At 57.8% G+C, this 21,958-nt stretch carries 19 protein-coding genes; 9 read left to right on the forward strand and 10 right to left on the reverse strand.

The window, feature by feature from the left end:
• Window positions 1–50: 50 nt before the first annotated feature.
• From mqnC to ROO76_07075, 4 genes are all read left to right on the forward strand, one after another.
• Window positions 51–1,097 (forward strand): cyclic dehypoxanthinyl futalosine synthase, encoded by a 1,047-nt coding sequence (gene mqnC / locus ROO76_07060; GenBank protein MDT8067913.1) that lies wholly within the window; start codon window positions 51–53, stop codon window positions 1,095–1,097.
• A 312-nt stretch (window positions 1,098–1,409) separates the two neighbouring features.
• A complete protein-coding gene (locus ROO76_07065; protein ID MDT8067914.1) occupies window positions 1,410–2,921 on the forward strand; it encodes a glycosyltransferase family 2 protein in 1,512 nt (503 codons plus the stop codon).
• Between the two features lie 321 nt (window positions 2,922–3,242).
• On the forward strand, window positions 3,243–3,797 hold the full coding sequence (locus ROO76_07070; GenBank protein MDT8067915.1) for a biotin transporter BioY: 555 nt from the start codon (window positions 3,243–3,245) through the stop codon (window positions 3,795–3,797).
• A 94-nt stretch (window positions 3,798–3,891) separates the two neighbouring features.
• On the forward strand, window positions 3,892–4,761 hold the full coding sequence (locus ROO76_07075) for an MqnA/MqnD/SBP family protein (GenBank protein ID MDT8067916.1): 870 nt from the start codon (window positions 3,892–3,894) through the stop codon (window positions 4,759–4,761).
• A 120-nt stretch (window positions 4,762–4,881) separates the two neighbouring features.
• On the opposite strand, the gene ROO76_07080 is transcribed toward ROO76_07075, so the two are convergent.
• Window positions 4,882–5,457, reverse strand: a complete 576-nt coding sequence (locus tag ROO76_07080) for a hypothetical protein (protein MDT8067917.1) — start codon at window positions 5,455–5,457, stop codon at window positions 4,882–4,884.
• Window positions 5,458–5,561: 104 nt separating this feature from the next.
• A complete protein-coding gene (locus ROO76_07085) occupies window positions 5,562–5,891 on the reverse strand; it encodes a PilZ domain-containing protein (protein ID MDT8067918.1) in 330 nt (109 codons plus the stop codon).
• A 130-nt stretch (window positions 5,892–6,021) separates the two neighbouring features.
• Between ROO76_07085 and ROO76_07090 the strand changes: the two genes are divergently transcribed.
• Entirely contained in the window at window positions 6,022–6,738 is a 717-nt protein-coding gene (locus ROO76_07090; protein MDT8067919.1) for an HAD hydrolase-like protein, read from the forward strand.
• Between the two features lie 166 nt (window positions 6,739–6,904).
• Here ROO76_07090 and ROO76_07095 read toward each other — a convergent pair whose 3' ends face one another.
• Complete coding sequence (locus ROO76_07095; GenBank protein MDT8067920.1) at window positions 6,905–7,030, reverse strand: hypothetical protein; 126 nt, start codon at window positions 7,028–7,030, stop codon at window positions 6,905–6,907.
• Window positions 7,031–7,200: 170 nt separating this feature from the next.
• On the opposite strand from ROO76_07095, the gene ROO76_07100 reads away from it, so the two are divergent.
• Together ROO76_07100 and ROO76_07105 are read left to right on the forward strand one after the other, a co-directional pair.
• On the forward strand, window positions 7,201–8,613 hold the full coding sequence (locus tag ROO76_07100; protein MDT8067921.1) for a C45 family peptidase: 1,413 nt from the start codon (window positions 7,201–7,203) through the stop codon (window positions 8,611–8,613).
• Window positions 8,614–8,724: 111 nt separating this feature from the next.
• Window positions 8,725–9,384: a DUF2306 domain-containing protein gene (locus ROO76_07105; GenBank protein MDT8067922.1), complete on the forward strand. Its 660-nt coding sequence runs from the start codon at window positions 8,725–8,727 to the stop codon at window positions 9,382–9,384.
• A gap of 17 nt (window positions 9,385–9,401) precedes the next feature.
• Here the strand turns inward: ROO76_07105 and ROO76_07110 are convergent, their stop codons facing one another.
• On the reverse strand, window positions 9,402–11,420 hold the full coding sequence (locus ROO76_07110; protein ID MDT8067923.1) for a peptidase M61: 2,019 nt from the start codon (window positions 11,418–11,420) through the stop codon (window positions 9,402–9,404).
• Between the two features lie 152 nt (window positions 11,421–11,572).
• On the opposite strand from ROO76_07110, the gene ROO76_07115 reads away from it, so the two are divergent.
• Window positions 11,573–14,512 (forward strand): TonB-dependent receptor, encoded by a 2,940-nt coding sequence (locus ROO76_07115; protein MDT8067924.1) that lies wholly within the window; start codon window positions 11,573–11,575, stop codon window positions 14,510–14,512.
• 38 nt (window positions 14,513–14,550) lie between these two features.
• Here ROO76_07115 and ROO76_07120 read toward each other — a convergent pair whose 3' ends face one another.
• A complete protein-coding gene (locus ROO76_07120; GenBank protein MDT8067925.1) occupies window positions 14,551–15,312 on the reverse strand; it encodes an RDD family protein in 762 nt (253 codons plus the stop codon).
• Window position 15,313: 1 nt separating this feature from the next.
• Between ROO76_07120 and ROO76_07125 the strand changes: the two genes are divergently transcribed.
• Window positions 15,314–16,276, forward strand: coding sequence for a stage II sporulation protein M (locus ROO76_07125; GenBank protein MDT8067926.1), 963 nt, complete (start codon window positions 15,314–15,316; stop codon window positions 16,274–16,276).
• Here ROO76_07125 and ROO76_07130 read toward each other — a convergent pair.
• Genes ROO76_07130 through ROO76_07150 form a run of 5 tightly spaced genes read right to left on the reverse strand, consistent with a single transcriptional unit; the run spans window position 16,273 to window position 21,870 of the window.
• The gene (locus ROO76_07130; GenBank protein MDT8067927.1) at window positions 16,273–17,646 is read right to left on the reverse strand and encodes a DUF58 domain-containing protein; all 1,374 of its coding nucleotides are present in this window, start codon (window positions 17,644–17,646) and stop codon (window positions 16,273–16,275) included. The two genes, ROO76_07125 and ROO76_07130, sit on opposite strands and share 4 nt — an antisense overlap.
• The gene (locus ROO76_07135) at window positions 17,643–18,623 is read right to left on the reverse strand and encodes a MoxR family ATPase (GenBank protein ID MDT8067928.1); all 981 of its coding nucleotides are present in this window, start codon (window positions 18,621–18,623) and stop codon (window positions 17,643–17,645) included. The genes ROO76_07130 and ROO76_07135 overlap by 4 nt, the downstream gene beginning before the upstream one ends.
• Window positions 18,624–19,799 carry a DUF4350 domain-containing protein gene (locus ROO76_07140; GenBank protein MDT8067929.1) on the reverse strand — a complete coding sequence of 392 codons (1,176 nt, stop codon included), beginning with the start codon at window positions 19,797–19,799 and terminating at the stop codon, window positions 18,624–18,626. It abuts the gene before it with no gap.
• The gene (locus ROO76_07145) at window positions 19,790–20,767 is read right to left on the reverse strand and encodes a DUF4129 domain-containing protein (protein MDT8067930.1); all 978 of its coding nucleotides are present in this window, start codon (window positions 20,765–20,767) and stop codon (window positions 19,790–19,792) included. The genes ROO76_07140 and ROO76_07145 overlap by 10 nt, the downstream gene beginning before the upstream one ends.
• Window positions 20,767–21,870, reverse strand: coding sequence for a hypothetical protein (locus ROO76_07150; protein MDT8067931.1), 1,104 nt, complete (start codon window positions 21,868–21,870; stop codon window positions 20,767–20,769). Before ROO76_07150 ends, ROO76_07145 begins: the two co-directional genes overlap by 1 nt.
• Between the last annotated feature and the right edge of the window lie 88 nt (window positions 21,871–21,958).

Here is a 21,958-nt window from a genome sequence, read left to right on the forward strand (position 1 = left end):
TTCTGATTGCCATCTTCCCATTTACAATGATCACTGGACCCTGTGATCTTATGTCGCTGACCAAAGAACAAGCTCTTGAGATGTTTCGCTCGGATGACCTGATTGGCATTGGGATGGAAGCCGATGCGGTGCGGCGGAAATTGCACCCTGAAGGCGTGGTTACATACATCATCGACCGGAACATCAATTACACGAATTTGTGCACGGAGTACTGCACCTTTTGCGCGTTTTATGCGCCGATCAAGGGGCCTGGGCGCGCCAAGGGATACGTGCTCGAAATGGAGAAGATTTACGAGAAGATCGCCGAGACGGTGGAGATGGGGGGCACCGGCATTCTCATGCAGGGTGGCCTTAATCCGGACCTGAAGATCGAGTGGTTTGAGGACCTGTTTCGCGGGATCAAGCAGCGCTTCCCGATGGTGCACCTGCACTGTTTGTCGGCGTCGGAGATTTTGGGGATTTGTGAGTTCAGCTCGATCTCGCTGGAAGAGTGCATTTCGCGGCTGAAAGATGCCGGGCTGGATTCGATCCCGGGCGGCGGCGCGGAGATCCTCGACGACGAAGTTCGGTCGCGGATTGCGCGGCTGAAGTGCATGACGGCGGACTGGCTGGCGGTGCATCGGACGGCGCACAAGCTGGGGATGAGGACGACGGCGACGATGATGTTCGGGGTCGGCGAAACCTTCGAGCATCGGATTAACCATTTTCAGCATATCTATGATCTTCAGGAAGAAACGGGTGGCTTTACGGCGTTCATCCCGTGGACCTTTCAGCCCAAGAACACTGCCCTCGGCGGACGCGGATGGGATGAGGCGACTTCGGTGGAGTATCTGAAGACGCTGGCGATCTCGCGCATTTTCCTCTCGAATTTCCTGAACGTACAGTCGAGCTGGGTGACGCAGGGGCTGAAGGTTTGCCAGATGGGGCTGCGCTTCGGTGGAAATGACGTCGGATCGGTGATGCTGGAGGAGAACGTCGTAAAGGCGGCCGGAACTTCCAATTGCACCACCGAAGAAGAGCTGCGGCGGATTATTCGCGACGCCGGGTTCGTACCGAAGCAGAGAGATACGCTTTATCGGGCGTATTTCCTGAACTGAGAGAAAACCTACTCACCACAGAGGAGGCACAGAGATTTTGGACATAAAAACCTAGTCTCCAGGATTCTGAGTTTATAAATCAGTTTCCCTCAGTGCCTCGGTGTCTCTGTGGTGAAAGGTCTTGCTTCCTTTATGCCATTTTCCTGATCGGCGATTTCCCGTTACAATCATTGTTTTTGAGGGAGCCTTCCCCTGCTGCTAGCGCTCGCCAATTGGTTTCTCACCGGACCGCGCCCAACCGCGATTGAGAATTTCCTTCGCAAGCAGACTGATCGAACCTTCCAGGGGCTATATCAAGCCAATGGGTTCGACATGATGCTGCTGATCCCGTATTTCGTTCTGCTGGTAATACTGGCGGCGTACGGGTTCCATCGCTACCAGCTTGTCTGGATGTATTACCGGAACAAGAAGAACAAGACGACGCAGCCGAAATTCCGGTTCAGCGTGCTTCCGCGAGTGACGATCCAGTTGCCGCTATTCAACGAGCAGTTCGTCGTCGACCGGCTGGTCGATGCGGTGTGCTCTATGGATTATCCGCGCGACCGGCTGGATATCCAGGTACTGGACGATTCGACCGACGAAACCGTGCACGTTGCACGTGAGGTGGTAGAGCGGTATCGCGAACTCGGGCACGACATCAGTTACATTCATCGGACCGATCGAACCGGGTACAAGGCCGGCGCACTCGCGAACGGGTTGCGGACGTGTAAGGGCGAATTCGTCGCAATATTCGATGCCGACTTCCTGCCGCCGAAAGACTGGCTGATGAAGGTCATCCACCACTTTGCCGACCCGAAGATCGGCATGGTGCAGACGCGCTGGACGCACCTGAACCGGGATTACTCGTTCCTGACCAATGTTGAGGCCATCCTGCTTGACGGGCATTTCGTGCTGGAACACGGTGGACGCTCGCGCGTGGGCGTGTTCTTCAACTTCAACGGCACGGCGGGAATGTGGCGGCTGCAGGCCATCGAGGACGCCGGCGGCTGGGAGCACGACACGCTCACCGAAGATACGGACCTCAGTTATCGTTCGCAGCTCGTCGGGTGGAAGTTCCTTTATCTGCAAGACGTGGAGTGCCCGGCTGAGTTGCCGATTGAGATGACGGCGTTCAAGACACAGCAGGCGCGCTGGGCCAAGGGGCTCATTCAGTGCGCGAAGAAAGATCTGCCGAAGGTCCTGAAATCGAAGGTGAACCTGCGCGAGAAGATAGAGGCGTTCTATCACCTGACGGCGAACATCAGCTACCCGCTGATGATTCTGCTCTCGGTGCTGATGATGCCGGCGATGATCATCCGCTTCTACCAGGGCTGGTTCCAGATGCTCTACATCGACTTGCCGCTTTTCCTGGCATCGACGTTTTCGATCTCGAGCTTCTACCTCGTGTCGCAGAAAGAACTGTTTCCGGGCCGGTGGTATAAGACATTCCTCTACCTGCCATTCCTGATGTCGCTGGGAATTGGGCTTACGATTACGAATTCAAAGGCGGTGCTGGAGGCGCTGTTTGGGTATCAGACGGCGTTTGCGCGGACGCCGAAGTATCGGGTGCAGACGAAGGGTGAGAAGTCAGTTGCGGCGAAGAAGTATCGCAAGCGGCTTGGGTTCATCCCGTGGATTGAGTTGCTGATCGGCTGCTACTTCGCGCTGACGGTGTGGTACGCGATCGATAACGAAAACTACATCACGGTTCCCTTCCTCATCCTATTCGTCGTCGGGTATTGGTATACGGCGGCGATGTCGCTGCTGCAGGGACGGTTCGAGGCGCTGATGGGACGGGCGCCATCGGCGGAGCAGGGGACGAAGCCGTTCCCTGTCGGAGTCTGAGGTACAAAAGCTACAAGGTGCAAGGTACCCATCACGCTGAATTTCCAACCGTCTCCGGTGTCGATTTGTTATCCTAACCAATCGTGTTAGTGCTTTATGTCATCCTGATTGTTTCGACCCTGGCCGTGATTGGGGCCGGGATCGCGTTCCATTTTCGGGTCAAGCGTCACATGTCATCTCCCGCAGACGGCGCACATAAAGAACCACTTACGCCGGGAGAGGCGCCGGTATCGAGTGACGAACCGTCAACGTAAGATCGACTTCTGCCGGGCGCCATCCGGCGCCAGTGGTTGTGGGCTGTCATTCCATTTGTGAGGGTTCATGACGAATTTTGCGAATACCGCCGTTGCCGATCGCAGGGTTGCACTGCTGCGCACCGTCGGGCTGGTCATCGGAGCCAGCCTGTTTATCGCCATTTGCGCACGTTTGAGTCTGCCACTTCCCTTCACCCCGGTACCGCTAACGCTGGCCAACTTCGCCGTGCTCGCCGTCGGGTTGGTATTGGGCAGCCGTCGGGGATTTGCCGCCTGCGTGGCTTACCTCATGATGGGTGCTTCCGGACTGCCGGTGCTGTCGCCGTTCGGGCCGGGTGGATTTCTGCACCTGTTTGGACCGACGGGCGGCTACCTGTTGGCATATCCGCTCGTGGCGTATATCTCTGGAATGGGAACGGAACGCGGTGGATTTGGGCGGAAGCTGCTAATGACGACGATTGCGGAGATCGCACTGTTCGTCTGCGGAGTAAGTTGGCTGATGGTCCTCGCACATGTTCCGTTCGCGAAGGCAGCTGCGTTCGGGCTCTATCCCTTCGTCTTCTTTGAAGGCATGAAGGTAATGGGAGCGGCGGGGCTGGCGACGAAGCTCAGGATTTCGTAGGTTCGGTTTCACAGCGAAAGCCCTATTCAGTCAAAAGAAGGCTTGAATGGGACAACCGGTTTGTTTTTCTTCAGCAAGGAGTTTCACTGCATTCATGAGCAACGCTGAGCCTCGCGAGATCAAGATCGCGCATAGTCCCGATTCCGACGATGCGTTCATGTTTTATGGGATGGCAACGAACAAGGTTCGAGTGCCGGGCCTGAAGTTTACGCACGAGTTGTGCGATATCGAGACGCTGAACCGGCGTGCGCTGGAAGGCGTCTACGATGTGACGGCGATCTCATTTCATGCGTATCCGTACCTCCAGGACAAGTACGCGCTGATGCCGAGCGGCGGCAGCGTCGGCGAGGGCTATGGGCCGATGATCGTTTCGCCTCGGCCTTACAGTGTGAGCGACGTCAAGAAGCTGAAAATTGCGGTGCCGGGGACAATGACGACAGCGTTCCTTTCACTGAAGCTGTTTGCGCCAACGATCGAAACCGAAGTTGTGCCGTTCGACCAGATCATCCCACAGGTCCTGGCGGGCAAGTACGAAGCCGGACTGATCATCCATGAAGGCCAGCTCACTTACGCGAAGAGCGGACTGCACAAGGTCGTCGATATGGGCAAATGGTGGAGTGACATGACTGGGCTGCCGCTGCCTCTCGGCGGAAATGCCATCAAGCGTGACCTTGGCACCGACCTGATGGTGACGGTGTGCCGCGCGCTGAAGGAGAGCATCCAGTACGCGCTCGATCATCGCGAGCAGGCACTGCAATACGCTATGCAGTTTGCGCGCGACCTGGAAGTGCAGCAGGCGGATAAGTTCGTTGGGATGTACGTGAACGAGCGGACGCTCGATTACGGGCCAGATGGGCGCGAAGCGGTATCACGACTGCTGGAGATGGGATATAACGCCGGAGTGATTCCGCATCGGCCGAAGGTGGACTGGGTCGATGTGCCGGACATGGCGGCGGCAAAATGAAGGAATTGACGACTGACGATTGTCACGTTGACGTTGACGATTGAAAAGCCGACCGAACATAAGGTCCCTCTTCGTCAATGAGAAAATCGTCAATCGTCAATTCGGTAAACCCTCGGCCTTCTACTTCAGGTACTTCTTCGGTATCGGATTATCCGGCCGCTCTGAATCCCACAAGATGCTCACTACCCACCAGCGTTTCCCATCATTCATTAATTGAATGGAATTGATTCCGCGGGCGAAGGGCTTGGCGCCTTTCTCGTGGCGGGATTCGTAGGTACTGAAGACCTGCGCGACCTGGCCAAAGCGGTCGATCTTGTTAGCGATGGTGTTCTCGAAGAAACCCTCTTTCAGAAAGAACGCGCCACTTCGATCCTGGTACTGCTTGGGGGTGAGGGCCATGTGGACGGGAGTGCCATCAGGCTTTTTACCAGTGAATATAAGGTGCGCTTCGGGAATGAAGAGCGAGTTGAAACGACCCCAGTCGCGCGGTCCCGCCGGTCCGGAGATGACGTCATAGAGAGCATTGAGGATGGAGTCGATGCTATCGACGTCCGTGGACTTTGCCTCAGGAACTTGGGGCATCACATCGGTCATCACTGGGTTGGTATTGTTGGATGCCGGCTTGGACTCGGACTGCTGGGCGAGCAAGGAACAGGCGAAGAGCGCTGCCAGGGCTAGAACGGTGAGATTTCGCATTAAACCTCCGGGTGATGTCGTAGACGGACCGAATTGGAGAAGGATAGCAGGACCGCCGCTATTCGCAATTCGACATCCGCAAAAGCCTCGATGCAAACTTCAAATCAATTGGCTTCTGCGGAGTAATATTTGCCGATGATGACGCCGACTTCGACGGCGGCGTCGGGGTCGAGGGTGTCAAATTCGATGCCGACGCCGTCTTCGCGGCTGTAGCGGACGGTGCCGTTCAGTTCTCGGCGAATACCCTCGGTGTCGTCGACCAGAAGGAGGTCGACGTGTGAGCCGGGTTGGAAGGATACGTCGGACTTAAAGAGCAGACCGCCGCGCCCGATCATCAGCACGGGACCCAAACGGCGCTTCTGGGTATCGGCCAGGTAGACTTTGGCGGACTCGGGCAGACTTACTCTCTCGAACCTGCGTCGTTCATCGATCATCGTTCGCTCCCCTGAACTCGAAATTCTACAACGAGAAGTTGCGACCGCCGAGTAATGAGTAGCAAAAAGAACAACCCGGAGGTCGGGATTCGCTACCGGGGCCCAGGTACATTTATGATGATTGTTCGTTATGTCCGTGCTTGAGCCAACTCGTAATGGTGCACAGACGCTGCTCATCGATGCCGATGACACGCTCTGGGAGAATAATGTCTACTTTGAGCGGGCGATTGCGAACTTCATTTCGTTCCTGGAGCACAAGGAGCTTTCGGCGGCGGAAGTACGCGGGGTCTTGAACGAGGTGGAGCGAGACTGCATTGTTTCGCATGGTTATGGGCTTAACAGTTTTGTGGAGGCGCTGGTTCGAACATTCGAGCGAGTGTCGGTTGAGCCGCTAACACCCGCACTTCGGGAGACCATTCATGGATTTGCACGAACAATCGCGGAGCATCCGGTGGAAGTTATTCGGGGTGTCCAGGAGACGCTCGGATATTTGCACCCGCGGCATCATCTGATTCTCGTGACCAAAGGGAACTTCACTGAGCAGACGGGCAAGGTGGAGCGTTCGGGGCTGAAACAGTTCTTTGCGGCGGTGGAGGTGGTGCCGGAGAAAGACGCCGAGGTCTATGAGGGCCTCGTGGAGAAATATGCGCTGGCGCGTCAGTCCACGTGGATGATCGGGAACAGCCCGCGGTCCGACATCAATCCAGCTCTCGCCGCAGGGCTCAATGCCATATTCATCCCCCATGCACAGACCTGGGTGCTGGAACACGAGGAGATCGAGAGAGGGATCGGGACCGGGAAACTTCTTGAGTTGGAAAGCTTCGGAAAGTTGAGAGAACAGTTCTAATTGGGAAAGCGGGAACTCAAAGCAATTCGCGGACAAGTTCCAGTAAATCTCTACGTGAACTAATGAGCTTCGTGCAGCGAGGGGCTTTGCGCCATCAGGTCGAGGCGAGACGGCGTTCACGAGCTTTCCGGAGACATACCCTGCTCTTCCCCACTCAAGCAGCGGGTTAAGCCTTCCTTTGCGGCTCCTGGTGGGAGTCGTTGTTGCGCTCCGACATCACGGCGCTGATGCCGAGCACTCCGATGGCAATAAACAGCAGGAAAGAGAAGACTCCGAGGACTAATACCGGCATAGGACACTCCGTAGGAGGATTGTCCCTCTGGTGCTCCCTGACTACGGTGATAGCGGTCACAAGCCTTGGTGCGATCCAGTGAGATATTCGCATGGCATCAAGGTGCGGGATGGCGGGACCGCGGCTTGAACTTTGTTACAATCCCCTGACCTCACTTCACGGGAGTTGCAATGCGTCGATCCCTTGCCTTGGCAGGACTTGTTCTGGCAGCAACCGTATTAACCCTCTCCTCCACCTATTCCCACGCGGCCACACCACCCGAATTGAAGGGGGCGTTCCGCCGTCCGGAAAAGAACGGATGGACGTTTGTGCACCTGCAGGGAACCCCGCACCAGATCGGCTTTCAAAACGGCTATTTACTGGCGCCGGAAATTGCTGACGCGCTGAAGGTCGTGCAACTGGAAACCAAGCACGACCAGAAGAAAGACTGGAGCTTTTACCGCGATGCGGCAAAGAACATGATGTGGCCGCACATCGAGCAGGAGTATCGCGAGGAACTCCAGGGAATTGCGGACGGGGCTACAGCGCACGGAGTGAAGATCGATGTGTGGGACGTCATCGGGCTGAATGCGCAGACGGAGTGGGAATACTACGTCGAGCAGTATGACAAGCAGCACGGCATCAAGGAATCGGCGCGAATGACGGTTCCCGAGCATTGCAGCGCATTTGTTGCGACGGGCAGTTACACGAAAGACGGCAAGCCGGTGATCGCGCATAACAACTGGAGCACCTACCTGGAAGGAGAGCGCTGGACCATTATTTACGACATCGTTCCCGCGAAGGGTTATCGCATGCTGATGGATGGTGTGCCGGGACTCATTCATAGCGCCGACGATTTCGTAATCAACTCGGCCGGAATTGCGATCACGGAAACGACAATCAGCGATTTCCACGGTTACGATCCGGCGGGCATACCGGAGTTCGTGCGGGCGAGGAAGGCGGCGCAATATTCGAAGTCGATCGACGATTTTGCCCGGATCATGAAGGATGGCAACAACGGCGGCTATGCCAATACATGGCTGGTCGCGGATACGAACAAGAACGAGGTCGGGCGCCTGGAACTTGGATTAAAGAACGTCACCGTGGAGAGGACGAGCGACGGGTATTTCGTGGGATCGAATTTCCCTATTAATGAAAAACTCATTCGCGAGGAAACGACGTTTAACCCCAAAGACATGAGCGTTAGTTCGAATGCGCGACATGTCCGTTGGGACGAGTTGATGGCGCAGAACAAGGGAAAGATCGACGTCTCTGCGGCACAGCGCTTCCTCGCCGACCACTACGACACCTTCGAAAAGAAGGAAGATCCGGACGAGCGCACGCTCGATGGGCACATCGATCTCTCGCCAAGAGGGTCCCCGGGCTGGATGGGGCCGTACGGAATTGCCGGGGCGGTTCAGAACAAAGCTGCCGATGCGAGCATGATTTCCAGGATGAGTTTCACGGCGGCTGCCGGTCACGCCTGCGGAAAGGATTTCAAGGCCGCCGAGCACCTGCAAGCGCATCCGGAATACGACTGGCAGAAGCCGCTGCTGCACGACATGGACGCGTATCCGTGGACGACGTTCAGCGCAACCAAGTGACTTGAATCCTAGGGGGTTTCGCGAGGGTCCGCACTATCCAGTGCGGACTTTTTCATTGTCAAGGCGAAATCTCATGAGATATGCTTCACCAAATTGTGGGGTGTTGCCAGTATGTCCAGTGTTGCCCCGGCCCAGGCTTTGCGACCGCGCTCACGATCGCAAAAGAAGCTGATTTTCTTTGCGATTTTCTTCGCTCTCACTGCGTTCGTCACATATATGAAGAACGCGCAAATCTTCCAGCCCGACTCGCCTATCGCGCGGCATTTCGCACCGGGAGAGTTTTACCTGGTGCCGCACGCGATTTTCGCCGGCATGGCGATGATCATGGGCGCATTTCAATTCTCCAACCGGCTACGTGCGCGTTACCTCAGGCTCCATCGCGTCATGGGATACGTCTACGTAACTTGCGTCGCGATTGGTGCACCGGTCGCGATTCCGCTGGCGATGAAAGTGGCTACGCCTTCGCTGGTGGCGGCGTCGGCTGTGCAGTCGTTTGGCTGGATGCTCTGCACGGGTATCGCTGTGTACTGCATCAAGACCGGCAACGTTCAGCAGCACCGGAAGTGGATGATCCGCGGATACCCGTTCGCCATGGTATTCACGGTGGCGCGCTTGATCATTCCGATACCAGCAATCCTACGGACGGGATTCGTGGGAATTGAGATTGTGGTCTGGACATCGATCGCATTGGCGGCATTCCTGCCCAGCGTGTTCCTCGAGTGGCAAGCAATCAAGCCGCGGCGCTCGCCAGCCGGGCGACTGGCGAGCTAACGCAGGTCAGGTTTCCATTAGAAGGCCGGCAGCGAGCGCTTGCTCGGTGCGAGGATTTCGTCGAGACGGTCAGGCGTGCCCTCGACCCGCTCCAGCGAAGGAATTCGCAGGCCGCCGAAATACGGGATTGAGACGGTCTTGAACTCTTCTCCGCGGCGGAACTGCAATTCGATCGGCTGCTTCGTCTGTTCGGCTTGCAGGATCGCCTCGCGGAGAACTTTCGCCGAGTAGACCTTTCCGTTCACCGAGATGATCTGCATGTCCGGCGTGACTCCTGCTTTAAACGCCGGGCTGTTCCACCAGACATTGCCGATGGTGCTGGACTGAGGCCCACCGGGACTGGGTGGGGCCGCGCCGCGGCGTCCTCCGCCGACGGAGAACCCGAGCGAAGTGGAGAAATCCTGCCCGCCAAAGGCGGCTTCAGCTTTCTCCAGCCATGACGGCATGTTGTCGGTGTAGACCAGCTTGTAGCCACCGCGGGTGATTCCATCCTCGGGAACGGTCGGATGGAGATCGTAAACCCGTTCCTGGAAGAACTTCATCCAGTCATACGGGGCAATTTTGTTGAGGATGTTAACGATGTCCTGAAGGTTATAGGTATTGGTGACGAAACTGCCGTTGTAGACGCCAAGGAATTCGGAAACAAAATCGTCGAGCGATTTCTGGTCGTTGGTGAGTTCGCGAATTTTGGTGTCAGCGTCGAGCCAGATAAGTTCGCCCTCGGTGTAATAGTCCTCAGGAAGCTGCCAGCTCACCCAACTGACGGGGCGGCGCTGCGAGACCGTTGGCTGGTTGGTGGTGTCGACGAGCGGGCGCCAGTCGCGACCGGGGCTGACCTCAAAGCCGGCGGCAACGCGGGCGAAAACGAACCGCGCCTGCTCCGGCGTGCGGAACCCGGCACGCGCGGAAAGCACGCTTCCCCAGTATTGTGTCATGCCTTCGTAGACCCAGAGCAGGTCATCGCGCATGGGGAGGTTGAAGTTCGCCGTCCACAGATCGGCGGGACGGCGGAATTTGCCGTTCCAGGAATGCGTGTATTCGTGGGCGAGGAGATCGCTGCGCAGGCCGCCGCGGTCCCATTCGGTGAAGTAGTTAGGACGCGAGCCGTCCTCGCTCGACTGGTGATGTTCGAGCCCGATTCCGCCGACAGTGCTGCTGAGGAGGAGCAGGAAATCGTAATGGTTGTAGTGGTGCGACTGGTAAAGCTTGTCGGCTTCCATGGCAAGATTCTTGTGTTTCTGGAGAGCGTCGGGAGAAATTTCGATATCTTTCTCCGTGTCACCGAACACGTTCAGATAGACCTTGTTGGTCGGCGAGGGTGAGATATCGACGCGCTTATAGTGAATACCGGCATAGAGCGGCGAATCAAGAAGAGTGTTTAAGGTGGTCTGCCTGAACTTTACCGTCGAACCTTCTTCGGATGCGGTCTCCAGGGCGGTGGCGTATTTCCAGCCCTGCGGCAGTTTCAGGGTGACATCGAGCGGGATGTCGCGGGAGAAGAATCCAGCCGGATACATTACGACTTCGTTCCACTCCAGGTCGGCGATGGCGTCCGAGCGCTCGATACGGCCCTCGGCGGGTTTGATGGGCGACAGGTAGTCGAACTCCAGTTGCACGGTTTTCGCACCCACACCGAGCGGCACGTGGAAGGCGTACACGTTGACCTGGTCGCGAACCCATTGCACGCGCCTCCCGTCAACACTCGTCACGATTCCAGCGAGGCGCGAGATGGGGCCGGTCGGCGAGTGGTTTCCGGGTATCCACTGTGGATACAGCAATACGAGTTCCTTCGCGTTGGGCTCAACGGGGATCTGCTCGCGAACGTGAGCGACGCGATCGACGACGTTCGAGATATCGATTTCTGCTTGTATCGGACCGACGTAAGCCTTATCGACCGGCGCGACAACGGGTGGCGGAAGTGGAACGGGCTGCGGTGGTGGCGGGTTCTTTACGTTTTGGGCGAGCAGTGTTGCAGTCGCGGTTAAAGAAAGTATGGTGGTAAGCAGACATTTGTGGCGAAGGATACGCAGAGTCATAGCGCGCAACAGTGTACCTTTTCGGACGCATATCTGTCGCTTTTCGCGGACGAAGGTTCAGAGAAGTGGTACAGGACGTGCTCCGCGGGGGCACATGTGAGCGAATGCTAAGATAGCTGCCTGCAACTACGCTGACCGAGGCTTCAAGAATAATGCGTCGTGATTGTGCCCCGCTTGCCCTATTGGTTTTGATCGCTAGCCTGACAGTAACTTTCTTCGCCCAGACTCCCGATACGGTTACTGTGCGCGGACGAGTGTTGGATCCAGCGGGAGCGCGGATTCCTGGCGTTACGATCACACTCACCAACAACGCGACTGCGGCTGGGCGCAACGCCACAAGTAATGCGTCAGGATTTTTCACTTTTTCCGGACTGCCGGTGGGAACGTATACCCTGACAACGCAGAAGGAGGGTTTCGCGGAAACGACCCAGCAACTGAAGCTCGCGGGGGGAAGAACCGCAGAACTCGAGTTGCAGTTGAATGTGAACGCCGCAAAAACACACCTCGTCGTAACGGGAACAGTGGGACAGATTCGAACCGATGAGCCCCAATTGGGAGATCTTATTGAGTTGAAGCAGATCGAGCAGATGCCGCTGCTGAACAACCGGATAACGTATCTGCCGCTGCTGAATGCGGCTAACCGACCGGCTCTCAACCAGGGCGACGCGTTCATGAACCAGAACCTGTTCACGACGAACGGTTCGGGGCGGCGGCAGACGGCCTGGGTGGTGGACGGCGCGACCGGCAATGACATGTGGGGGCGCCAGACAACGTTTACAAACATTCCGCAGGTTGCGGTGCAGGAAATGACCGTCCTCGAGAATGCTTTTTCCGCAGAGTATGGCGCCACGATGGGCGGAGTCGTGAATATCACGACCAGGCAGGGAGGAAATCAGTTTCACGGCGATCTGCTTACGGCATGGCGGCCGAACGGTACGTCGGCGAAGTTGTCGGGGTTTACCGCCGCGAGTGCCACGAATGGCAACCAGGTCGTCACCGATTCTCTTGGACTGCTGTCGGGTTCTCTCTCGGGACCGATACCCGGAAGCGAGGGGCGCACTCATTTTTTCCTGGCCGGCGAATACAGCCGTCAGAACCGTGGATCACCGGTGACTTCGCCGATCGCACCTCAAGTATTCGCAGGACACTACGCAGGGTGGATGACATTTCTGAGGCTCGACCATCAATTAGACGAGAGAAACCAGTTGTTCCTGCGGGCCAACACCGACAGCTTTCACGATACGAATCCGAACGGAGCGGTGGGCGGTAATAACCTGCCGACGGTAGATCGCATCTTCCGGCGGAGAACGTATTCAGTGGAAGCGGGCGAAACAGCAGAGTTGACCTCGTCGCTGCTGAATTCCGCGCGCGCGCAGTTTCAGTTGGCTTCGCCGATTACGCAGTTCGATCCGCTGGTTTATGGAACGCAGTTCGTGGTACCGGTCTCGACGGGTGGGACTTTCACGACGGGCACGTCGCAATCGGCGCTGCTGTTGAACCGGCAATACGAGTTCACCGACACGGTTTCGAGTTCGTGGCGACGGCACCAGTTGAAGTTCGGCGTGGAGGTGATTCACGCGCACAACGGCGGCGACAGCAAAGAGTATGGCGGGCCCATCTTCCTCGGGCAATTTCAGTACAACACGTGCACTCAGCCATTGACGGTCTGCGAGAGCGCGGCATATCTCAACGACATTACGAATGTCCGAAGCTATACGCAGAGCTACGGAAACGCCAATTACACGGTCGGCGATACGCTGTGGGCGCTATTCGTGCAGGATGACGTGCGGGTGAAGACCAACCTCACGATCAATCTTGGGCTGAGATACGAGCGGCAGACCTTCACGGATTCGACTAAGAATATCGCGCCGCGCGTCGGCTTCTCCTACGATCCGTTCGACGGCGGCAAGACCGTGATTCGCGGCGGGTTCGGGATCTACTATGCCCAGGTAGTGGACAATTCCGCGGCGAATTACACGCTCTCCGGCCCGACCGGCGTCTTCAACTACACGGCGCAACCGGGACAGATAGGATTCCCAACCAGTATTGCCGACGCTCCGCTGCCACAATTCCCGTCGGGCGCGATTCAGCCCGTGCGCAGCTTATATATTCGCCCGGGACGCAGCGCTTACTACAATCAGTTCTTCGATACCTCGCTCCTGAAGGGCTATCCGGAGGCGCTGCTGAGTCCATATTCGGAGCAGTGGAGCTTTGGAATCGAGCGGCAGTTGGCGCCGGATTGGGTGCTCAGTGTCGATTACGTTGGTTCGCACTCGCTCCATATAGTGCGTCCACTCGACCTTGATGCGCCGACACCGTTCGTGCGCACGGAACCAGGCCAGGTCCGAAGCGCGCAGGCGGCGAATTGCACGCGGCCGCTGTGGGTGGCGTTCTACGCAGATGCCGGGCGGACGTGCGATCCGACGGCGCCGAATCCGCCGCAGCCGGCTTACGGCGTCATTCTGAGCGATGTCAATAACGGATTCGGGACGTATAACGCGCTGAACGTGAACCTCAGCCATCATTTTGCGAAGCGCTTTACGATGCTGGCCAGCTACGTCTACTCCCACGCGATCAATAACGTCGATCCCGACATTCCTAACCAGAACCCCAACGATCCAAATTTCACGGGACAGAGGGAAAAAGGCAATGCGATCTTCGATCAGCGGCACCGGTTCGTTCTGAGCGGAATCTATAACGCGCCGTGGGGTGTCAGTTTTGGCGGAATCGCCACGGCGGCTTCGGCACTGCCGTTCAACATCGTCACGGGCACAACTAACAGCGGAGATCCGGGCGCGACGACGGACCGACCGGTGATCAACGGCGTAGTTGTAGGGCGCAATACCGGGCGCGGACGGCCGATCTACGACTTCTCCCCATTCGTTGAAAAAGATTTCCGAGTGACGGAATCGTTGCACGTGCGCGCGCGAGCGGAGTCCCTCAACATCTTCAATCACGCAAACTTCGTCGGCTATAGCGGAACCTATGGGAATGGGCCGACGCCAGGCAACGGATTTGGCCAGCCGCTATCGGGCATAACGAACCAGTTGCCGGCGCGTTCGTTCCAATTCTCGTTGCGACTCTCGTACTGATAGCGAATGGCTTTCTTCGCCGCGTGGGCGCGCAACTGCTACTTCAGTTGGCGGAAGCGTCGCGAATTGCGGAACTGGATTGCGATGGCCTCGAGAAGATCTTCGTTGTTGCCCCTGGCTTCCGGCGCGAGTTTCAGGCGCCCGGCATAAACATCGGCGAGACGCTGTGCTGTCGCGTGACGAACATCGAGCGGGATATCGAGGCGTCTTTCCAGGAAAGCTTCGATCACCTGGAGATCGCTATCGGTTATGGTCGAGATGTCCCAGGTGGACCCGTAATCCTTTGGAACGCTCCAGATGACCTGGTTTTCATCGGCCTTGCGGTCGTGGACAACGACTGTTCCCGCGACGAAGTCGCCGAGACGGCGGTTGCGCTTGTTCAAGGCCATGGTGATTGCACCGACTGCGTAGAAGCCAGGTATGACGTCTACGGCGCGAACAAGGTTTCGGGCGATCGCCTCGAACGGCGTAATGGGACGGCCACTGTCTTTGATGACGCGGATTCCGGCCTGGCGCTTGCCGAGGGTTTGGCCGTTCCAGAGGGCTTCAAAGGCCGCGAAGTAGCCCCAGTAGATGCAGAAGGCAACCAGGATCAATATCGCCGCAAGCCATTTCGATGGGGCATTCCAGAGACCGCCGGGCAGCGCGAACGCGGAGATCAGCGACAGCACCAGAAAAATTATGAGTTGAACCAGGGAATCGTAGAGCACGCCCAGGAAACGGCTGCCAAGGCCTGCGAGTGGGTATTCCAAATCCACCTGTTCTGGGGTATCAATAGTAAGCTTCTCAATCGGGTCCAAAATGATCTCCACGCACTGGCTGGAAAAACGCAAACCGTACTGGAGCCGGCTCGAAGAACTGCTCGACGACAGCAGAAAGAACGGCGTCGCGGGGCTGAACCGCTCAGAACTCCAGGAGCTTGCGCTCCTATATCGCCAAACGGCGGCGGATCTCTCTGCCCTTCGCGAAGACCCGTACAGCCAGAACTTCGCCCGGTACGTAAACCAGTTGCTTGCGCGGGCTCACAATATCATTTACACGGGCCGAAAATCGAGTGCTATCGAGATCTACCACTTCTATCGGTACACGTACCCGCAGGTGTTTCGCCGGATGTCGACATACACGGTGGCGGCGTTCGCCCTTTTCCTGGGAAGCGCCCTGATTGGCGCAATCCTCACAGTCACGCATCCGGATTTCATGCGCCAGATGCTTGGGCCGCGAATGGTCCAGACGATCGAGCGGCGCGAGATGTGGACCCAGTCTGTGGTCGCAATGAAGCCCATCGCATCGAGCGCCATCATGACCAATAATTTGAGCGTCGCGTTCGCTACCTTCGCGTCCGGAATCACGGGCGGAGTGGTTACCGCGTACCTGATCATATTTAATGGCCTGCTGATGGGCGTGATTGGGGCGGCGTGCTGGATGGGCGGGATGAGCCTGAAGTTGTGGAGCTTCGTCGCGCCGCACGGAGCTTTAGAGCTACCGGCTATCTTCATCGCCGGGGGAGCGGCATTTCGAATCGCGGAAGGACTACTGTTCCCGAACAATCTTTCGCGGCGAGATTCGCTGGTCGTGGCCGGGGGAGAAGCGGTGCGGTTGGTGCTGGGAACCATTCCTATGCTGTTCGTCGCAGGCTTGCTGGAAGGATTCTTCTCGCCATCGAATGCGCCTGTAGCGATGAAGTTCGCGGTCTCGGCACTGATGTTTGCGGCTTTGCTGGCATATCTTTCGCTGCCGCCGAAGCCGAAGCAGCCCGAAAACTAGATCAGGCTGCGCTCCTTGATCATGAGGTACTGGTTCATCAGCGCCACGGAAAGCTGGCCCGGAGTAACTTCCATGGCGAGGGCACCCTGGTCGCGCAGGCGGGAAATCAGCAGTTCCCTTCTCTGAAGCATCTCCTGCGCCGCTACCATTTCGTACATCTGCTCGGAGTCCTTGGGTCGTGCGGCACCTTTTTTGGCAAGCGCGGGGTCGCCGATCACCATGAAGAGCACGAGGTTGCGCTTCAGCATCAGTGACGCGCCCTCGATGACCTCCGGCGTCATGGCGGTTTCGGCGAGATCCGTGATCCAGACGACCAGGCTGCGGCGCTTCTGCATGGATAAGAGCATTCCGGCGGCGCGGAGGTGATCGGCTTCGGGAACTTCTGCCTTGGCGACTGCGAGTTCTTCGACGATGGCGCGCAAGTGAGGCAGGCCACGTCCCAGTGGCACGCGATGCTTGATCTGGCGGCCATAACCGAGGAGACCGACGCGGTCGCCTGAATAAAGCGCGAGTTGGGCGAGGTTCAGTGCGGCTTCGGCGGCGAAGTCGAGTTTATTGAGGTCGCCGACCTGGGCGCGCATGAGGCGGCCGGTATCCATGACGATCCACACGGGTTGGCTGCGCTCGACGTTGTAGACGCGGGTGATGAGCTTTCCCCGGCGGGCGGATGCGGTCCAGGAGATATCGCGAAATTCATCGCCGTCCTGGTAGTCGCGGAGGCTCTCGAATTCGCGACCCAGGCCACGCTGCTTCAACCTCCTCTTCTCCAGTTCGATCTGGCGGCTTCGCGAGAGGAAGATCGTGTTCTTCTTCGCGGCCTCGATGTTGGGGTAGATTCGCAGTTCCTGGACGAGATCGGCGACATACCAGCGCTCGGCAAAGTGCAGGCCGGTTTGCGCGCGTAAGTAGGTGGAGCCGGTTTTGAAATCGCCGCGTTGCATTGCGGTGGCGGTGTAAGTCGCGGTGGCGCGGCGGCGCGGAGCGACGGTCAGTTTCATTCCCGGCACTGGAACTCGAAATGCCGGCGGAAGATCGTCTTCAATCTCGCAGTGAATCGTGCCGCGGGACTGATTGGAGACTGAGATCGACACTTCGGATGTGCATTCGATCGCGGGCACTCCGACCCACGAACGCTCGACATGAAGATCGGTTGGACGCGGCAGGCGTGAAAAATCTACCAGCCAGGCAGCGATCAGCACGAAATCCCACGCCCACATTCCATAGAGAAAGTGGCGATTCCAGAAGGCGGGCACGATCCACGCAAAGCCGAGGAGAAAAAGCAGCAGGAACCTGTTTCCAAATCCGAAGGCAAGCTTGCGCCCGGTACGTGAGGAGGCGCTGATCGGATCGGGAAGAAGGTGATGCGTCATTTCGGGACCTCGACCGCAGCGAGCACGTCGGAGATAACGTTATCGGCGCCGATGCCCTCCAGTTCCGCTTCGGGTTTCAAGAGAATGCGGTGGCGGAGGCATGGCAGCGCCGCTTCCTTCACGTCATCCGGAATCATGTAGTCGCGGCCCTCCATGCCGGCCAGGGCCTTCGAGACCACGAGAAGGCTGACGCCGGCGCGAGGACTGGCACCAAGCGAGACCGTCGGCCACTCGCGAGTGCGGCGGATGACGTCGCTGACATACTTGAACAGAGCCGGTTCCACGCGAACGTTGCGTACTTCCTGGCGCGCCCGGCGCAGCAGGTCGGTATCGAGCATCTCCAGCGAGAGTTGCTGGAGGTCTCGGGCGTCGAATCCGTTCTGATGATGTTCGAGGATGGCGACCTCGTCTTCGGCGCCAGGATAGTCGACCTTGATTTTCAGGAGGAAGCGGTCCAACTGGGCCTCAGGGAGCGGGTAGGTGCCTTCGAACTCGACCGGGTTCTGTGTGGCCAGGACGGTGAAGAATTCCGTCAACGCGTAGCGGGCGCCGTCGATCGTGACCTGCAACTCTTCCATTGACTCGAGCAGGGCCGCCTGCGTGCGCGGAGGCATGCGGTTGATTTCGTCTACGAGCAGCAGGTCGGTGAAGATCGGGCCCTTGCGCAACGAAAATGTCGCATTCGCGGCATTGAAGACATTGCCGCCGATAACATCGGCGGGCATCAAGTCTGACGTACATTGCACGCGCTGAAAATCGACCTGCAGCATTCGCGCCAGCAGTTTGACGACGAGGGTCTTTGCGACTCCGGGTACGCCCTCGATGAGCGCGTGTCCGCGGCAGAGGATGGCAAGGAGAACCTTGTCCACGAAGTCCTGCTGTCCGACAACGCCTTTGCCGACTTCTTTGCGCACCTGCTCTACTACTTTCGGCAGAGCTTTTGTGTACGCTGTTGCTTCTCCTTGACTCTGTTCCATTCAGCGTCTCTCCGTTTTCGATCCCGCGATTTTAAGTAGTTCAGTCTGATACTCGGTAAGCTTCTGTATCAAATGCAATGCCTTCTTGTCCGTCATGTCCTGGTCGTAACCGGCGGACTCGCATTGCTGCATTGTTTCGGTGAAACCAGTATCGCTGAATTTCAACCGTTCGCGGCACAGGCTCGTAATCATGTCGGCAGACGAGTCGCGTCGGAAGCCGAGCTTGTGCATCATGACCTGGCGGAAACGGTCCCATGCTACCTGCACTGCCAACCTCGGCGCGCGCGAGCGCTTGTACAAACCGCCGAGAGTCTCGATGAACTCCAGCGAGGACAGTCGCGATGGCTCCTGCAGGGGCCGCATTGGGCCGCTGCGGCGGGAATAGGTGATCAACGCGGCGCCCAGGACCAGCGCCAACTGCGCGAATAACCATTTCAGCGGCGTGTCGGCGACCCGCGACCATAGAGACTGCCGCGAAGAATGGAAGTACTCGTCCCAGTAGATGCGCGTGTTGCGGTCACCAATGCTGTTCAGGAGAAGGTCGAGATTGCCGGTTTCGTTGATGCCGGCGTTGGTAAGCGGCACTGAACTGGCCCACCATACGACTTCGCCCGCGCCAAGATGGTAGGAAATTACGACCGGACCGTCGGCGGTCGCGTAGTGAACCATCTGGTCAGGCGAGGTGACATTCCACTTCGATTCCCAACTGCTCTTGAAAGGACCTCCACGAGTGATACGGCTGGGCAGCGACGGTTCAATGTCGGACTGCTCGACATGCGCTACTGTCAGCATCTCGGCGTCGTTAATCGGAAGCAGGCTTCCTGCGAGCCAACCAACGGCCAGGACTCGTCCACCGAGGCGAACGTATCTGTCGATCGCCTGTTTCTCCGCCCTGTCGGGATACAACGTTGGCTGCGCGAGGATGAGCAGAGTGCCCTTGGGTTTGGCGGGAAGTTGATCGGGCGGCTCGTACCAGCGCTCGATGGCGTATCCGCTTTCCTGCAACATCAAGTAGGTAGCCTTGGCACCGTGCGAATGCGCTGATGTGGAGGAGGGGAAGACCGGGTCCTTGTCCGCATTCGGCGAGGTCACCAGGACAAGGGCAATGATGACACCTATGATCACCGCAAAAGCGATTGCGGCTTTTTTCTCCTCGGGTCGAAGGGTCAGCGGCATCCGATCGCCTCGAGTTGCTGCAATGTTTCGTGATAGTCGTCGGCTGCAGCGGGTTTATTGCCGTACCAGACCACCTCAAATTTACGTGTGAGTGCGGACAGTGCAGGACGATTCGGGTCGCGGGCGGTCATGATCTTCAGGTACTCGCGTGGAGTTCGGGCGCGGTCCGGTATCCAGGCACCTGAATCTTCGAGCTTGGAGATCCCAGCCCAGTAGGCGAGGTGAATAGCGTCGCGCCAGTTCCCACCTGCCGCAGCCGCCTTCGCGTCGGCGAGCCAGGCGCTCCAATGTTTTTCGGATGGCGCAAAGAGGACGCGCTCGGTTACCTGCTCGCGCTCGAGGTTGCGGCCGATCCGCATCAGCCATACAGCCAGCAGCACCGTGGCAATGCAGATCAGGATCCACGTCACGATGTCGCTGCCGTGAGCCGGGCTTGGGATCTTGCCGAAGATCTTCATCAGCAGACGTTCAATCCATAGCTCCACTTTCGCCCAGATCTGCTGCAATTTGGTCGGGCCGGAGACGCGCCGGAACTCGCGCCGCGCCAGAACCTCCGCGAGCCTCTTACGTTCAAGTGCGTGGTCTGAAGGTTGCGAGTAGACGACGAGACCTTCTCGCATTTGCGCGATGGCCGATTGCATTGCGTTCAGCAGGTCAGCTTTCCGTTTCGGGTAAGCGATTTGGTATTCGCCAATCGCCTTTTTCAGGACGGTGTTGTTGATGGTGAACGACGTGTTGTTGCCTATAACGATGTACTTGTCGGGAATGGAGTCGTGTAAGGGAACAATACCTTTGGAATCGGACTTGAGATTCGCGACAGCGGAGCCGAGGCGCTGTATCTCCTGGTCGAACTCCGCAAAGGTCAACTGACGCGCCATCGGCCGAGGCGGGGCTTTCGCCGGTTCGTTGGCAAAGACGAGGCCGGAGAGGGCGCCGAACAGCAGAATGAAATGGACGATCTTGCGCATCAGGAATTGGCCGTTCCAGCTCCTTCTGCGTTCGAGGGTCCCTGCTCAGGTGATGCGGAGGATTCGGGCTGACGCTGCTCGGTGCCAAGCATAGGCTCAGCAGCGGCGCCGGCGGGGGCGGTCGCGAATTGCGCGGTCAGGGTGCTCCCAGCAGGCACTTCGACGGGCGGTGCCTGCGGCAGGAATTGCATCATGTACTGGATGTCGAAGGCCTCCTTGCGGACCCGCTCGTCGAAGTACACGAGCGATAAGGCGATGGTTGCGAGGGGACCCACGACAGAGTAGACCCCGAAGGATCCGACTGCCTGGAAGATGGTGATCATGGTCGCCCACAGCGTCGTCTTGGAAACGAACATAAGCATCTGGATGGGGATCGCTACTCCGAATGCAGCCACCATGTTGATGACGACGACGAGAATGTAAATTGCCAGGATCTTGCCGATGCTTCCCGTGGAAAGGAACACGCTGCGCTTGATGGCGGGCCGGGTCTTTATGTCTTCGACGACGCAGGCAGGGACTGCCAGCGAATATCGCGCGAAAAGGCGGACAGCAAAGATAAGCCCAACGAAGAACCCTACGAGGGCCAGGATACCAATAGCGACGGACAGCACAATTCCCTTTGCGCCGAATGTGCTGGGTACGAAAACCGCGAGGATGATCAGCAGGTAGGCGAGAAGCATCACGCCGAAGACTCGAATGTAAATGGTGACAATGACGTTCACCATCCTGCCGTACCGGCCCTTGATGCGGCCGTAACATTCCCGAATCGTCGTCGGGACTTCGAGATGGACGGCGGAAACGGCGTACGCTGTGGCCCCCTGCGAGACGGCGAGGGCAATCACGTAGAAAATCGCCGTCACGATCGCGCCAACAACTGAGAATATCAGCGCCGCGCTTCCGGCGCCGCCAGCAGCGATTCCGGTGCCCCGCGCAGCCGGGGTCCAGGAATCTGCAACTCCGACAAGGATGAATAACAGTTTGCAGACGAGAAGGATCGCCGCGGGAATGGCGGCGATTCCGGCGAAGAGTTTGAAATTGTGTCGGTAGTTGCTGAACGTCCGGTCGAGAATCTCTCCCGTACTCATTGGACGCAGTTGCGGCATCTTAGGCCCCCATAAACGCGGACGACCTCAAAAGCGGGTCGCATCTGCAGATACTTTTAACCTAAGTGGCTCAAAGTGGATACCAAAA

It is taken from the genome of Terriglobia bacterium, from assembly GCA_032252755.1.
Taxonomy (GTDB): domain Bacteria; phylum Acidobacteriota; class Terriglobia; order Terriglobales; family Acidobacteriaceae; genus JAVUPY01.

Coding starts and splice junctions, on each gene's coding strand:
- mqnC (MDT8067913.1), top strand. CDS start 51: ATGTCGCTGACCAAAGAACAAGCTCTTGAGATGTTTCGCTCGGATGAC.
- ROO76_07065 (MDT8067914.1), top strand. CDS start 1,410: ATGATGCTGCTGATCCCGTATTTCGTTCTGCTGGTAATACTGGCGGCG.
- ROO76_07070 (MDT8067915.1), top strand. CDS start 3,243: ATGACGAATTTTGCGAATACCGCCGTTGCCGATCGCAGGGTTGCACTG.
- ROO76_07075 (MDT8067916.1), top strand. CDS start 3,892: ATGAGCAACGCTGAGCCTCGCGAGATCAAGATCGCGCATAGTCCCGAT.
- ROO76_07080 (MDT8067917.1), bottom strand. CDS start 5,457: ATGCGAAATCTCACCGTTCTAGCCCTGGCAGCGCTCTTCGCCTGTTCC.
- ROO76_07085 (MDT8067918.1), bottom strand. CDS start 5,891: ATGATCGATGAACGACGCAGGTTCGAGAGAGTAAGTCTGCCCGAGTCC.
- ROO76_07090 (MDT8067919.1), top strand. CDS start 6,022: ATGTCCGTGCTTGAGCCAACTCGTAATGGTGCACAGACGCTGCTCATC.
- ROO76_07095 (MDT8067920.1), bottom strand. CDS start 7,030: ATGCCGGTATTAGTCCTCGGAGTCTTCTCTTTCCTGCTGTTTATTGCC.
- ROO76_07100 (MDT8067921.1), top strand. CDS start 7,201: ATGCGTCGATCCCTTGCCTTGGCAGGACTTGTTCTGGCAGCAACCGTA.
- ROO76_07105 (MDT8067922.1), top strand. CDS start 8,725: ATGTCCAGTGTTGCCCCGGCCCAGGCTTTGCGACCGCGCTCACGATCG.
- ROO76_07110 (MDT8067923.1), bottom strand. CDS start 11,420: ATGACTCTGCGTATCCTTCGCCACAAATGTCTGCTTACCACCATACTT.
- ROO76_07115 (MDT8067924.1), top strand. CDS start 11,573: ATGCGTCGTGATTGTGCCCCGCTTGCCCTATTGGTTTTGATCGCTAGC.
- ROO76_07125 (MDT8067926.1), top strand. CDS start 15,314: ATGATCTCCACGCACTGGCTGGAAAAACGCAAACCGTACTGGAGCCGG.
- ROO76_07130 (MDT8067927.1), bottom strand. CDS start 17,646: ATGACGCATCACCTTCTTCCCGATCCGATCAGCGCCTCCTCACGTACC.
- ROO76_07135 (MDT8067928.1), bottom strand. CDS start 18,623: ATGGAACAGAGTCAAGGAGAAGCAACAGCGTACACAAAAGCTCTGCCG.
- ROO76_07140 (MDT8067929.1), bottom strand. CDS start 19,799: ATGCCGCTGACCCTTCGACCCGAGGAGAAAAAAGCCGCAATCGCTTTT.
- ROO76_07145 (MDT8067930.1), bottom strand. CDS start 20,767: ATGCGCAAGATCGTCCATTTCATTCTGCTGTTCGGCGCCCTCTCCGGC.
- ROO76_07150 (MDT8067931.1), bottom strand. CDS start 21,870: ATGCCGCAACTGCGTCCAATGAGTACGGGAGAGATTCTCGACCGGACG.